This is a genomic window from Streptomyces mobaraensis NBRC 13819 = DSM 40847 (genome assembly GCF_017916255.1).
Lineage (GTDB): Bacteria > Actinomycetota > Actinomycetes > Streptomycetales > Streptomycetaceae > Streptomyces > Streptomyces mobaraensis.
In genome coordinates, this window is sequence record NZ_CP072827.1 from 4937242 (window position 1) to 4951499 (window position 14258).

Sequence of the window (14258 nt, forward strand, 5' to 3'; positions counted from 1 at the left end):
TCGGCTGCTCCTCCGCGGACCGGGCGGCACCGGACGTACGGCTGAGGTGCGTTCCGACGGCCCGCGGTCTCGGCGAGGACCGGAGCCCCGCGACCGGGTCGCGGAGCCCCGCGACCGGGTCGCACCATGCCCCGGAGCGCCCGCCGGGGCCGGACGCCGCCGGCGCCGGCGTCAGAGCGGGACGAACGTCACCGCCGCCGCCCGTACGCCCACCCACACCCGCGCGCCTTCCACCGGGCGGAGCTCCGCCGCGGCCCGGGGCGGGAGTTCGGCGACGGCGTCGGGCCCGTCGGCGCCGCCCCCGACCAGGACGCGCAGCCGCCCGCCCTGCGCGGAGACCTCCCGGACCGTGCCGGACCACACGTTCCCGCGTTCCGGCCCGCCCTCCGGCGGGCGGGACGCGGAGAGGGTGACGGCCTCCGGACCGGCGACCGCCAGGGCGGCCGTCGCGCCTTCCGGCGGGGGAGCGGCGGCGGTCAGCTCGGTGCCGGCGTCCAGCCGCAGCGTGCCCTCGGCGGTGACCTTGCCCGGCCAGGCGTTGTGCCCCAGCATCCGGGCGACCCACGGGGAGCGCGGGAGGCGGGCCAGTTCGTCCGGCGCCGCGTACTGCACGGCCCCGCCGTCCTCCAGGACGAGGACGCGGTCGGCGAGCGACACGGCCTCCACCGGATCGTGCGTCACCAACAGGCAGACGCCCCCGAAACCGGCGAGCCGCCGCCGCAGTGCCTGCCGTACGGACGCCTTGGCCGACTGGTCGAGCGCGGCCAGCGGTTCGTCCATCAGCAGCAGCCGGGGGCGCGCGGCCAGGGCGCGCGCCAGGGCCACGCGCTGGGCCTGTCCGCCGCTGAGCTCGTGCGGCCTGCGGTGCGCCAGGTGGCCGATGCCGAGTTCGTCGAGGCCGGCCCGGGCCTCCCGGCGCGCCTCGGCCCGGGGCACGCCCTGGGCGCGCAGGCCGTAGGCCGTGTTGGCGAGCGCGGTCAGATGCGGGAAGAGGGCGCCGTCCTGCGGCACCCAGGCGATCCGCCGCCGGTGCGCGGGCGCGGCCGACAGGTCCCCGCCGCCGAGGTCGAGCGGACGCGCCGCGGCCCGCCGGGTGAGCCCGAGCAGCGCGCGCAGGAGCGTGGTCTTCCCGGCGCCGTTGGGGCCGACGACGGCCACGGTGGTGCCGGGCGGCACGTCGAGGACGGCACGGGTGGCGCCGGTGACGTGCGCGTAGAGGGGGTACGCGGCAGGGGTGGCGTCGGTACCGGGGTCGGGGTCGGTACAGGAGCCGGGACCGGTACCGGGGGCCGGATCGACGCCGGGGCGGGTGACGGCGCCAGGGCGGGCGTCGCCTTCGGTGCGGGTTTCGGCGCACTCGGTACGGGTATCGGTGCGCGCGTCGGCGGGGAGCGGACGTCGAGGAACGCCTTTCGCCTCCTTAGGAGGCGTGCCGCTGGAAACCTCCGAGGAACCCTCCGCGCACGACCGGACCGTCGCGCTGGAGCCGGCCGCGGTACGCGCTTCCGCCCCCGGGACCGTCGTCCCCGCCACGTCCGCAGCCCCTCCTCGCCCCCGCCGCGCCGCCGTTCCCCCTCCGCCCCCCAGCCACCGCCCCCGCAACGCGAGCAGCACCGCCGCGGCGATCGCGAGGAGCAGCAGGGACACGGCCGTCGCGCCCTCGGGATCGTCCTGGAGCAGCAGGTAGACCTGCAACGGCAGGGTCTGCGTCTCTCCCGGCAGGTTGCCCGCGAACGTGATCGTCGCCCCGAACTCGCCCAGGGCGCGCGCCCAGCACAGTGCCGCGCCCGCGACGAGCCCCGGGGCGACCATGGGCAGGGTGACGGTGCGGAAGACGCGCAGCGGGGCCGCTCCGAGCGAGACGGCCGTCTCCTCGTACTGCGGGTGCAGCCCGGCCAGCGCGCCCTCCAGGCTGATGACGAGGAACGGCATCGCCACGAACGCCGAGGCGACGACCGCGCCCGCCGTCGAGAACGGCAGCGTGACCCCGAACCACTCCTCCAGCCAGGGCCCGGCGACGCCCCGCCGCCCGTACCCCTGGAGCAGCGCCACCCCCGCGACCGTCGGCGGCAGCACCATCGGCAGCATCACCAGGCAGCGCACCAGCGCCTTCCCCGGGAAGTCGACGCGGGCGAGCAGCCAGGCCAGCGGGACGCCGAGGACGAGGGAGAGCAGCAGGGCCCAGCCGGAGACGGCCAGGGAGAGGGTCAGCGCCTGCCGGACCTCGTGCGAGCCGACGCGGGACGGGAGCGAACCCCACGGTGTCCGGGCGAGTACGCCCGCCAGCGGCACCAGCAGGAACACCACCGCGAGCCCCGCGGGTACGCCGAGCGCCAGGGGCGTACGCCCCCGGCCGCGCAGGCCCGCCGCGCTCCCTCTCATCGGTGCGCCCGCCCTACGGCCGCTGGAAGCCGGCCGCGCCCAGCAGCCCCTGCGCCTCGGAGGACGCCAGCCAGCGCACGAACGCGCCCGCCTCCTCCGGGTGCTTGGAGCCCTTGAGCGTGGCGGCCGGGTAGGCGGCGACCGCGTTCTGCGCGTCCGGTACGGCGACCGTGGCCACCTTCCCCTTGGCGGCCGTCGCGTCCGTGACGTACACGATCCCGGCGTCCGCCTCCCCGAGGGACACCTTGCTCAGCACCGCCCGCACGTTCGGCTCCTGCGAGACGGGCTTCACGTCCACGTGCTGCTGCTCCAGGACCTTCCTGCTGTACCGGCCGACCGGCACCTCCGGCGCGGCCAGCACCACCTTGAGGTCCTTCCGCGCCAGGTCGGCGAGGTCCTTGACGTGCTTCGGGTTGCCCTGCGCGGTGGCGATCGTCAGCCGGTTCCGCGCGATGACGACGGGCTTGCCGGTCTCCCCGGAGAGCCCGTCCATCGTCTTCGTGTCGGCCGTCACCAGGGCGTCCGCCGGAACCCCCTGCCGGACCTGCGAGGCCAGCTCCTGGGAGCCCGCGAACGAGAACGTGACCTTCGTCCCCGGGTGCGTCTTCTCGTAGGCGTCCCCGGCCCGCTTGAAGACGTCGGTGAGGGACGCTGCCGCGAGCACGGTGAGCGTGGTGCCCTTCTTGCCGTCACCGCCGTCGGCGGACCCGCCGTCCGACGAGTCGTCGCAGGCGGCGGCCAGGGGCAGGAGCAGGGCGGTGGCGAGGGCGGCGAGACGGACGGACGTACGGCGCATGGGTTCTCCGTGGGGTGCCGGGCGGGGCGGACGGTACGCGGGGGCAGAGACCGGGTCAGAGGAGGTCGACGTGCACGTTGGTGGCCTTGACCCGGGCCACGGCCTCCATGCCCACGGCCAGCCCCAGCTCCTCCACGGCCTCGCGCGTCAGCAGGGAGACGAGGCGGTGCGGCCCGGCCTGCACCTCCACCTGGGCGGCGACGTCGCCGAGTTTCACGGCGGTGATGATCCCCGGGAAGGCGTTGCGCGCGCTGGAGTACGCCTCCTCGCCGTCCTCGTTCGCCTCGGCGGCGAGCGTCACGGAGAACGCGGCGAGGTCCGCCCCGTCGATCTCCCGCTTGCCGTGCTCGTCCCGCCGGGTGGGGATGCGCCCGGCGTCCGCCCAGCGGCGGACGGTGTCGGGGCTGACGCCGAGCAGCCGGGCCGCCCGGCCGATGGTGTAGGAGCGCATGTGCGGCACGGTAGAGCCGTTCGCCCGGCATGTGCAAGGGAGGAGGCTGGGGAAGGCGGGCAGATGCGAGGAGCGTGCTCCTACGCCGCGGCCCCCTGCGGGTCCAGCCGCAGCATGGCCGCCTCGTCCGTGCTGCCGGGCTCGGCCTGGTAGACGACGAGACGCTGGCCGTCCGTCCCGGACAGCGGCATCACCTCGTAGACGAGGGTCATCGCCCCGACCTTCGGGTGGCTGAACGTCTTGGTGCCGCCGACGCGCTCCTTCACGTCGTACCGCTCCCACAACTTGGCGAACTCGGGCGACTTCAGCAGCAGTTCCCCGACCAGCGCGGCCAGCCGGGGCGAGTCCGGATCGACGCCGGCGATCGCGCGGAGGTGGGCCACCGACTTGGCGACGGTCTCCTCCCAGGGGTCGTAGAGGGTGCGCCCCACGGGGTGCAGGAACAGGTACCGGCTCACATTGCGCTGCTCCGGCGGCCAGTCCCAGAGACCGGGCATGAGCCGCCGCCCCGGGGGGTTCGCGGCCAGCATGTCGCCGTACCGGCTCACGACGTACGCCGGCAGCGGCCGCACGGCCTCCAGCATCCGCAGGACCGACGCGCGCACGGTCTCCCCGGCGCCGGACGCCGGCCCGGCGGGGGTGCGCGGCTCGGGGACCCGGCCCGAGGCGAGTTCGGCCAGCTCGTGGAGGCGCTGGTGGGCGTCCCCGTTCAGCCGCAGCGCGCGGGCGAGGGCGTCGATGACGGCCGGTGAGGGGTTCCGCTCCCGGCCGCGCTCCAGGCGGGTGTAATAGTCGACGCTCACTCCGGCGAGCGTCGCCAGCTCCTCCCGGCGCAGGCCCGGCGTCCGGCGCAGTCCGGTGCCCGCGGGCAGCCCGACGTCCTCGGGGGTGATCCGCGCCCGTCGCGCTTTCAGGTATCTGCCCAGTTCGGTGCCGCTGTCGGTCATCCCGCCATTGTCGCCGGAGGCCCTGTGCGGTGGGGGGCCGTGTCAGGGCCAGGAACGCCGCGGCCTGCCGCCGGGCGGAACGGCGCGCCAAGCTGGTCCTGTTGCGGGCGGCCGACGGCCGTGGTGCGGGGAGGCGTACGACGTCGTGCCCCGACGCGGTGGGAGCCGCCCGCACGACGGCCGCCGGGCGGCTCCCGGCCGGACGGCTCCGGCGGGGACCGCCCGCGGCGGCGCGCCCTGCCGGGAACATCCGGTATTACCCGGAAACGTCCGGCACCCCCTTGCTTCACCCGCCGTTCCGCCCCTCCTCCCCGGAAGCGACCTCACATGCCCAGGACCATCGCCCGACGCCCACCCACTGTCAGCACCCGCCCGGCCGACTCCCCCACCCCCGCCTCCCCGGTCGCGCTGATCGCCTCCCTCCTCGGCTTCGCCGTCATCACCATCGACGTCTCGGCCGTCAACATCGCGCTGCCCGCCATCCGTTCGTCCCTCCACGGCGGGATGTCCGGCCTCCAGTGGGTCGTCGACGCGTACACGCTGATGTTCGCCGCCCTGATGATGTCCGCGGGGGCGCTCGCCGACCGGTCCGGGGCGCGCCGGGCGTACGCCTGGGGGATCGCCCTCTTCACCCTCGCCTCCCTCGGCTGCGCCCTGGCGCCCGGGATCGGCGTGCTCATCGCGGCGCGGCTGGCGCAGGGCGCGGCGGCGGCCGTCGTCATGCCCGCCTCGCTCGCCCTGATCCGGCAGGCGTACGACGACCCGGCGCGCCGGGCGCGGGCCATCGCGCTGTGGACGGTGGGCGGTTCGGTGTCCATGGCGGCCGGGCCGGTGCTCGGCGGCATCCTCGCCGAACACGCGGGCTGGCGCGCCGTGTTCCTGCTCAACCTTCCGGTGGGCGCCGTGATCCTCGCCCTGCTGGCCCGTACCGCGCCGTCCCCGCGCCGGCCGGCCCCCCTCGACCCGGCGGGGCAGACCACCGCCGTCCTCGCCCTCGCCGGCCTGGCGTACGCCGTCATCGAGGGAGGCCACCACGGCTGGACGTCCGTGCCGGTGCTCGCCGCGTCGGCCGTCGCGGCCGGGGCCGCCGTCGCGTTCCTCGCCGTGGAGAAGCGGCACCGCGCGCCCATGGTCCCGCTGGGCATGCTGCGCGAACGCCGGGTCGCCGTCTCCCTGGCGGCCGGCTTCGCCGCCAACGCGGCCTTCTACGGCCTGGTCTTCCTGCTCGGCCTCTACTACCAGCAGGCGCGCGGCATGACGGCGACGGAGGCGGGGCTGATGTTCGTGCCGCTGTCGGCCGTCATCACCACCGCGAACCTGGTCTCCCCGCGGCTGGCGGAACGCGTCGGCCGCCGCGCCGTCATCGTCCTGGGACAGGCGGTCCTGGCACTGGCGATGGCCGCGCTGCTGCCGCTGTCGGCGGACACCCCGCTGTGGCTGGTGCTGCTCCTGCTCGTGCCCACCGGTCTGGGCGGCGCGCTGGCGGTCCCCGCGCTGACGGCGCTGCTGATGGACGCCGTCCCGGGGCACCGGGCGGGTACGGCCTCGGGCCTGTTCAACGCCGTCCGCCAGACGGGCGGCGCGCTGGCCGTCGCCGTGTCCGGCGCCCTGATAGCGGACGGGGGCGCGGGGGACGGGTTCTCACTCGGGGGCATGCGGGAGAGCCTGTACGCCGCCGGGGGCCTGCTGTGCCTGACGACGGCGCTCACGGCGTGGCTGCTGCGCCGGGAGCGGACGGCGTGACGGGAGCGGGCCGCGTGACGGGAACCTGCGCCGGGAGCCGACGGCGTGACGGGAAGGGGACGCGCCGGGAGCGGACCGCGTGACGGGAGAGGCCGCGCCGGGAGCCGACGGGGAGGCGGCCCGCAACGGGAGGGGACCGCGCCGGACGGCGCCGGGAGCCGGGCGAAGGCGGCCCGAGCCCGAACCCGTCCACTCCCCTCTCAGACTCAGATCGCACCCTTCCGCGTCAACTGGTTGAAGCACAGCCACCCCGGCAGCACCGGCAGCCAGAACGTCAGCAGCCGGTACAGCAGCACCGAGGGCGTCGCGATCTCCGCGGGCAGCCCGGCCAGCGTCAGCGCGCCGATGAGGACGCCCTCGACGGCCCCGACGCCGCCGGGCGTCGGCGCCGCCGAGCCCAGCGCGTTGCCGGCCAGGTAGATCACCGCGACGCTGGCGAAGCTCATGTCGCCGCCGAACGCCCGGATCGACGTGTCGAGGCAGAACACGAAGGCGGCGGTCAGCAGCAGCATGCCGCCGATGCCGTTGACCAGCTTCCGCGGCCGCTGGAGCAGGTCCAGCATGCGCGGCACGACGCCCGCGAACAGCGAGCGCACCCGCGTCGAGACGAACTTCCGCAGGAACGGGATGGCCGTCACGACGAGCACCAGCACCGCGGCCGTCAGCAGCCCGCCGATGACCGTACGGGACGGCGGAAGGGGCGACTCCGTCCGTTCGGTGCCGGTGATGTAGCCGAAGGTCAGCAGCAGCAGGATGTGCGCGGCCAGGCCGAACAGCTCCGACGCGCCGACGCTGGCCACCGCCAGCCCCGGACGGATCCCGGCCCGCTGCAGGAAGCGGCTGTTCAGGGCCACGCCGCCGACCGCCGCCGGGGCCACGAGCTTCACGAACGAGCCGGCGACCTGCGCCATGACCGTCCGCAGGTACGGCACCTTCTCCGGGACGAAGCCCAGCAGCCGCGTGGCCGCCGCGAAGTAGGAGAGCGCGGAGAAGGCCGCGGCGACCGCCACCCAGCCCCAGTTGGCATGATCGATGATCTTGTCGAGTTCGACGTGCGAGAGCTGCGAGAGCAGGAAGTACGCGGCGATCGCGCCCGCGATGGAGCTGATCAGCGTGCGCGGCCGGATGCGCTCCAGCCGGACCGGCTCTATCGGCGCCTGCGGCCGGATCAGCAGCACCTGACGCCGGATCTGTGCCAGCAGGTCCTCCTCGCGGGCCTCCTCGGCCGCGACGTCCAGCGCCTGCTTCTCCGCCTTCTTCTCGGCCTTGAGCGCCCGGCGGTCGTCCGCCGGGCCCGACCCCTTCTCCGCCCGCTCCCTGGCCCGCTCCTCCTTGGCGATCCGGGACGCCTCCAGCACCGCGTCCCGTTCGCGCTGCGCGCGCTCGCGCGCGAGCCGGCGCAGGGTGGCGCGGCTGGCGCGGGTCAGGGCAATCGGCTGGAGCAGCGGCAGGCTGTCCGCGACCGCGTCCGGGCCGAGCACGGCGACGGCCGAGGCCACCGCCCGTTCCGCGCCGACCCGCAGACCCAGCGTGGTGAGGAGCTGGGCGACGTCCATCCGCAGCACCAGGTCGCCGGCGGCGATCTCGCCACCGCGCAGATCGGTCAGGACGACGTTGCCGGAACGATCCACCAGGAGCGCGTCGCCGTCCAGGCGCCGGTGTGCGATCCGGCGCGACTGCAGGGCGCGCACCTGCCGCCACGCGCCGTCCACCAGCTCGTCGGTGATCTCCTCGTCGGCCAGGGTGTCCAGGGTCCGGCCGCCGACGTGCTCGTACACCAGCATCACGGCGTCCGGGCCGAGTTCGCTGGTGGCGATCAGCTTGGGGGCGTTGGCGCCGGCGGCGATGGCCGCGTAGGCGAGCAGCGCCTCCTGCTCCAGCGCCTGCCGGAGCGACTGGAGGCTGCGCCGCTGGGTGATGCCGCGCAGCGCGAGCCGCTGCCACAGCCGGTAGAAGAAGCCCTGCGCCTGTTGCTCGCGGTCGACGACCGTGACGTCCAGCGGCGGGCCGTCCTCCAGCGTGACGACGTAGCGCCGGCCCCGGTCGTGCGCGGTGCCCCGGGCCGGTTCGGCGTCCGGCACCTCCTCCGTGCGCAGCGCGCTCACCGGCTTGAAGCCGACGCGGCGCAGGCCGTGCAGGAGGTGCTGGCCGGTGGGGCGGACGTTGGGGGAGCCGACGGCGTAGAGGGTGCCGTAGGCGACCGTCCAGCCGATGAGCACGGTGGTGGCGATCGAGAACGGCGTCGAGTAGCCGTTGACCAGCACGGCGAACGCGTCGAGCAGCAGCACCGCCCACATGGCGACCCGCCAGCGCGGGCGCCGCGACATCCCGACGGCCGTCATATAGGCGATCACGGGGGCGAGGTAGCCGTGGACGGGATCGGTCAGTTCATGGGTCGGCGTGATCCGGGTGAGCGCCTCCCTGATGGACTCCGGGGCGGCCTCGGCGACCCAGAGCGCGGCGCCGAGCGAGACGCCGTGCGCCAGGACGGCCGCGAGGACGCCGTCGGCGATGCGCAGGCCGTCCCGCTTGACCAGCCGTTCGACGGCGAACGCCACCGGCACGATGAAGATCGCGACATTGGCCGTGAGGCCGGCGATGTTGGCCAGCGTCTGCGGGGCGTGTCCGGCGCTCTCCTTGATGTCGCTGGCGAGGCCGGTGGTGGTGCCGTGCGCGAACGCCGCCAGGGCGAGGACGACGGCGATGCCGACGATGCCCAGGAGCATGCGCACCAGGTCGGCGGGGCGGTGGACGCGGGCGGGGAGCAGGGGCTCGTCGCCGGAGACCTTGTCGATGTGGACCTCGCCGTCCTTCGTGTCGCACGCGTACGACGAGCCGTCCGGGGTGCCGGGGCGAGGCCCCTCGGCGTCCCCGCCGCTCCCGGGCAGCGCCCGGCGGACGCCGGCCCCCTCAGGAGGTCCCGCGCCCTGCTCGTCGTCCGTGTCTTCCTGGTCTTCTCGTTCTCGTATCACCAGTCACCGCCCGGAAGATGGTGGCATGGCCCTGCCGGGCAAGGGTGTATCAGGGTGCATTTCGGGGGCGCGGACCTCGGATCGTACGCCCTGTAGTCCGATCCCGCACTCTGGGTGATCTTCCGGAATTCGAACCTCCGGACGGCGGCCCCGGAGCGCGCGGCGCCTGCGGCAGTATGGACCGGGTGACCGACGCATCGCCGCCGTCCGGGCCGCACCGGCTGCCGGAGGACCCCGCGGACTCCGCCTCCGAGGCCCCGGAAGCCCCCAAAGCCTCCGAGGCCCCTGAGGCCCCCGAAGCCCCTGAGGCCCCCGAGGTGCCCGAGCTTCCCGCGTACGCGGAACGCGTCCTGACCGTCGCCGAGACCATCCCGCCGGGCCGCGTGATGACCTACGGCGACGTGGCCGAGTGGCTCGGCGAGGGCGGCCCGCGCCAGGTCGGCCGGGTGATGGCGCTGTACGGCGGCGCCGTGCCGTGGTGGCGCGTCGTGCGGTCGGACGGCGTCCTCCTGCCCGGCCGCGAGCGGGCGGCGCTCGGCCACTACCGCGAGGAGGGCACACCGCTCCGGACGGCCGGGCCCGCCGCCGACGGACACGTGCCGCGGATCGCGATGGCGCGGGCTCGCTGGGACGGGCTGCCGCTCGGGGGAGGGGCGGCTGAAGGTGGCGCCGGGGCCGACGCGACCGGGGAGCCCGCTGAGGTTGGAGAGACCGCTGAGACCGGAGGTCCCCCGGGTGCCAACGGTGCTCCGCGCTCCGGCGTGAGGGGCGCGCGCGGCGGCGCGTCGCGTGTGAAACGCGCCACCTGATCCGCCCGTCCGCCGGGCAACCCGAACGGGTGAGGTGCCCGAACGCCCCCCACGCCCCCGGGAACGCCCTGCGCCCCACCCGCCTCCTGGCGTAGCGTCGAGGGCCGCCCCACCCCCGCGCCCCGACGGCGCGCGGAGATCCGCACCCGACCCGCAGGACCGGCACCTCACGTGAGTTCCACCCCCTTCTCCGGCATCCCCGGCTCGTCCGGCGCTTCCGGCCCGCTCGCTCCGGCGCGCCCGGAGGACCCGGAGCGCCGGCGGGCTCCCCGGCCCGCGCCGGGCGCGTACCGCCTGGTGCGCACGCCCCCGGGGCCCGTGGTCCCCCCGGAGCTGGACGCGGCACAGCGCGCGGTGGTTGAGCACGGGCAGGGCCCGCTGCTGGTCCTGGCCGGCCCGGGGACCGGCAAGACCACCACGCTCGTGGAGGCCGTCGCCGAGCGGGTGCGGCGCGGCGCCGACCCGGAGCGGATGCTCGTCCTGACCTTCAGCCGCAAGGCGGCGGCGGAGCTGCGCGACCGCGTGGCGGCCCGGCTGGGGGAGCGCGCCCTGGCGGCGCGGGCGCCGCAGGCCACCACCTTCCACTCCTACTGCTACGCCCTGGTCCGCGCCCACCAGGAGGCCGACCTGTTCGCCGAGCCGCTGCGGCTGCTGTCCGGCCCGGAACAGGACGTCGCCGTCCGGGAGCTGCTCGCCGGCCAGACCGAACTGGAGCGCGCGGGCCGCGCCACCGTGCGCTGGCCGGACGACCTGCGCGCCTGCCTCACCACCCGCGGCTTCGCCGACGAGGTGCGCGCGGTCCTCGCCCGCAGCCGGGAACTCGGCCTCGGCCCGGAGTCGCTGGCGGCCTTCGCGGAGCGGACCGGGCGCGGCGACTGGTCCGCGGCGGCGGCCTTCCTCGCCGAGTACCTGGACGTACTCGACGCGCGCGGCGTCGTCGACTACGCGGAACTGGTCCACCGCGCGGTCCTGCTGGCCGAGCGGCCGGAGCTCGCGGCGGAGCTCGCCGGGCGGTACGACGCGGTGTTCGTCGACGAGTACCAGGACACCGACGCCGCCCAGGCGCGGCTGCTGCGCGCGCTGGCGGGCGGCGGGCGCACGCTGGTCGCGTTCGGCGACCCCGACCAGTCCATCTACGCCTTCCGCGGCGCCGACGTGGGCGGCATCCTCGACTTCCCGACGGCCTTCCCGCGCCGGGACGGCTCGCCCGCACCGGTCCGCGTCCTGACCACCTCCCGCCGCTCGGGCGCGGCCCTCCTCGCCGCCACCCGCCTCCTCACCCGCCGGATGCCGCTCGGCCGCCTCCCGTCCGACGCCGTCCGCGCCCACCGCGACCTGGCGGCCGTCCGCCCCGGCGGCCACGTGGAGGCGTACACCTACCCGACGCCCGGCGCCGAGACCGACAACATCGCGGACATCCTCCGCCGCGCCCACCTGGAGGACGGCGTCCCCTGGGGCGCCATGGCCGTCCTCGTCCGCGCCGGCTCCCGCTCCATACCGACCCTCCGCCGCGCCCTGACCTCGGCCGGCGTACCGGTGGAGGTCGACGGCGACGACATCCCCCTCCGCCACGAACCGGCGGTCGCCCCACTGCTGACGGCACTGCGGGTGGTGGCGGAGTGGGCGACGGCGCCCGGCCCGGGCGGTGACGCCTCCGACGAGGCCGGGGGGGACGTTCGCGTACCCGAGGGTGCCCTCGCCGTTCCCGCCCCCGCGGGCGGGCGGGGACGTGCTCTCGCGTCCGAGCGGGCGGTGACGCCTGGACCGGGCCGGGACGCTCCGGACGAGCCCGGGGGCGACGCCGGCGTGTCCGAGGGCACCTTTGAGCCCGCGGATGACGTTCCCGACGCCGAGCCGAGGGCCGATGCTCCCACCCTCGCGGGCGGGCGGGGACGCGCCGCCGTGGCCCCGCCGGACGGGGGCGGCCTCGCCGGAGACGAAGACACCGGCACGGGCCCGGAGGACGACATCACCGGGACCGGGCGCGCGCACGCTTCCACGTCCGCACGCGAGCCCGGTGCCGCGCCGGAGGCCGGCCTCGGCACGGCCGGCGAACCCGCTTCCGCCCGGACGCCCGGCTCGGCCACGCCGCCCGGCACCGGCGCGTCGCCGGAGCCCGAGCGCGAAGCCGCGCCCGACGGCCGGCCAGGGCCCGGCCCGGCGCACGAGGGCGTGGAGGAGGAGCGCCCGGCCGAGCCCATCCCCGCTCACCCCGCCGCCGCGGGCGCGCTCGCCCCCGAGACCGCCCTGACCCTCCTCACCTCCCCGCTCGGCGGCATGGACGGCGCCGACCTGCGCCGCCTCGGCCGGGCGCTGCGGGAGGAGGAGCGGGCCGCCGGCCGGACCACGCCGCGGCCCTCGGACGTCCTCATCGCCGAGGCGCTCGCCGCGCCGGAGCGCCTGGTGGCGCACGATCCGGCGTACGCGCGGGGCGCGCAGCGCCTGGCCGCGCTGCTGAGTGCCGCCCGGGGCCAGCTCCAGGCCGGCGGCACCGCCGAGGACGCCCTCTGGACGCTCTGGAACGGCACCCCCCGGCACCCCGCCCCCTGGCCGGACCGGCTGCGCCGCGCCGCGCACCGCGGCGGTGCCGCCGGCCGCAACGCGGACCGTGACCTCGACGCCGTCTGCGCCCTGTTCGAGACGGCGGCCCGCGCCGAGGAGCGCGTCGGCGGCCGCGACGTACTCGGCTTCCTGGACGAGCTGGAGGCCCAGGACATCGCCGCCGACACGCTCACCCGCCGCGCCGTGCGCCCCGACGCCGTCCGCCTGATGACCGCGCACCGTTCCAAGGGCCTGGAGTGGCGGCTCGTCGTCGTCGCCGGGGTGCAGGAGGGACTCTGGCCCGACCTGCGCCGCCGCGGCTCGCTGCTGGAGGCGGACCGCATCGGCCGCGACGGCCTCGCCGAGCCCCTCCCGCCCGGCGCGCTGCTGGCCGAGGAGCGCCGGCTGTTCTACGTGGCGGCGACCCGCGCCCGCGAACGCCTGGTGGTGACGGCGGTCAAGGCCGCCGCCGAGGACGGCGACCAGCCGTCCCGCTTCCTCACCGAACTCGGCGTCGAACCGGTCGACGTCACCCAGCGTCCGCGCCGCCCCCTCGCCGTCGCGGCGCTCGTCGCCGAGCTGCGGGCCACCACCGTGGACCCCACCGCGTCGGACGCGCTCCGGGCCGCCGCGGCCGACCGGCTCGCCCGCCTCGCCGGCCTGCGCGACGACGAGGACCGGCCGCTCGTCCCGGCCGCCGATCCCGACCGCTGGTGGGGCCTGTACGAGCCGACGCACAGCGCGGTGCCGCTCCGCGACCGGGACCAGCCGGTCGCCCTGTCCGGCTCCGCCGTCGGCCAGCTCGTGGACACCTGCTCGCTCCAGTGGTTCCTGGGACGCGAGGTACGCGCCGAGGCGCCCGCCGGAACGGCCCAGGGCTTCGGCAACGTCGTGCACGTCCTCGCCGACGAGGTCGCCTCCGGCCGTACCCCGGCGGACCTCGCCGTCCTCATGGAGCGCCTGGAGACCGTCTGGGACGCGCTCGCCTTCGACGCGCCCTGGAAGTCCCGGCAGGAGAAGGAGAACGCCCGGGCCGCCCTGGAGCGCTTCCTCCGCTGGCACGTCATGGAACGCGGCCGCACGCCCGTCGCCACCGAGCACCCCTTCGACGTCACCCTCACCGCGGGCGGCCGGCTCGTCCGCGTCCGCGGCTCCATGGACCGTGTGGAGCGGGACGCCGCCGGCCACGCCTACGTCGTCGACTTCAAGACGGGCAAGACCCCGGCGACCGCCGCCGAGGTGGCCCGCCATCCCCAGCTCGCCGTCTACCAGCTCGCGGTCCGGCACGGCGCCGTCGACGACGTCTTCGACGGCGTACGCCCGCGCCCCGGCGGCGCGGAACTCGTCCAGCTCCGGCAGGGCGCCGCCAAGAAGGAGGGCGGCGACGCCCTGCCCAAGGTGCAGGCGCAGGAACCGCCGGCGGACGGCGGCGAGGACGGCGCCGACTGGATCGGCGACCTCCTCGCCACCGCCGCCGGCCGCGTCCTGGACGAACGGTTCTCCCCACGCCCCGGCACGCACTGCGCGCACTGCGCCTTCCGCTCCTCCTGCTCGGCCCGCCCGGAGGGCCGCCAGATCGTCGAATGACGGCCGGGACGCCCGGCCGGTCCGCACAAG

8 protein-coding genes are annotated in these 14258 nt (G+C 76.5%); 3 read left to right on the forward strand and 5 right to left on the reverse strand.

Going from position 1 to position 14258, the window contains the following annotated elements:
• Positions 1-171: 171 nt before the first annotated feature.
• The 4 genes from J7W19_RS21375 to J7W19_RS21390 form a co-directional block, all read right to left on the reverse strand.
• Positions 172-2382 carry an ABC transporter permease gene (locus J7W19_RS21375; protein ID WP_004937413.1) on the reverse strand — a complete coding sequence of 737 codons (2211 nt, stop codon included), beginning with the start codon at positions 2380-2382 and terminating at the stop codon, positions 172-174.
• Positions 2383-2395: 13 nt separating this feature from the next.
• On the reverse strand, positions 2396-3178 hold the full coding sequence (modA, locus tag J7W19_RS21380) for a molybdate ABC transporter substrate-binding protein (RefSeq protein WP_004937416.1): 783 nt from the start codon (positions 3176-3178) through the stop codon (positions 2396-2398).
• Positions 3179-3233: 55 nt separating this feature from the next.
• The gene (locus tag J7W19_RS21385) at positions 3234-3629 is read right to left on the reverse strand and encodes a TOBE domain-containing protein (RefSeq protein WP_004937419.1); all 396 of its coding nucleotides are present in this window, start codon (positions 3627-3629) and stop codon (positions 3234-3236) included.
• Between the two features lie 80 nt (positions 3630-3709).
• Positions 3710-4576 carry a helix-turn-helix domain-containing protein gene (locus J7W19_RS21390; protein ID WP_004937421.1) on the reverse strand — a complete coding sequence of 289 codons (867 nt, stop codon included), beginning with the start codon at positions 4574-4576 and terminating at the stop codon, positions 3710-3712.
• Between the two features lie 327 nt (positions 4577-4903).
• Here J7W19_RS21390 and J7W19_RS21395 point away from each other — a divergent pair, with 327 nt between their 5' ends.
• The gene (locus tag J7W19_RS21395; RefSeq protein ID WP_004937424.1) at positions 4904-6319 is read left to right on the forward strand and encodes an MFS transporter; all 1416 of its coding nucleotides are present in this window, start codon (positions 4904-4906) and stop codon (positions 6317-6319) included.
• A 206-nt stretch (positions 6320-6525) separates the two neighbouring features.
• Here the strand turns inward: J7W19_RS21395 and J7W19_RS21400 are convergent, their stop codons facing one another.
• Positions 6526-9291 (reverse strand): flippase-like domain-containing protein, encoded by a 2766-nt coding sequence (locus tag J7W19_RS21400; protein ID WP_004937425.1) that lies wholly within the window; start codon positions 9289-9291, stop codon positions 6526-6528.
• A 176-nt stretch (positions 9292-9467) separates the two neighbouring features.
• Here J7W19_RS21400 and J7W19_RS21405 point away from each other — a divergent pair, with 176 nt between their 5' ends.
• Entirely contained in the window at positions 9468-10100 is a 633-nt protein-coding gene (locus J7W19_RS21405; protein ID WP_004937428.1) for an MGMT family protein, read from the forward strand.
• Between the two features lie 318 nt (positions 10101-10418).
• Positions 10419-14228, forward strand: a complete 3810-nt coding sequence (locus J7W19_RS21410; protein WP_040887398.1) for a UvrD-helicase domain-containing protein — start codon at positions 10419-10421, stop codon at positions 14226-14228.
• Positions 14229-14258 lie beyond the last annotated feature (30 nt).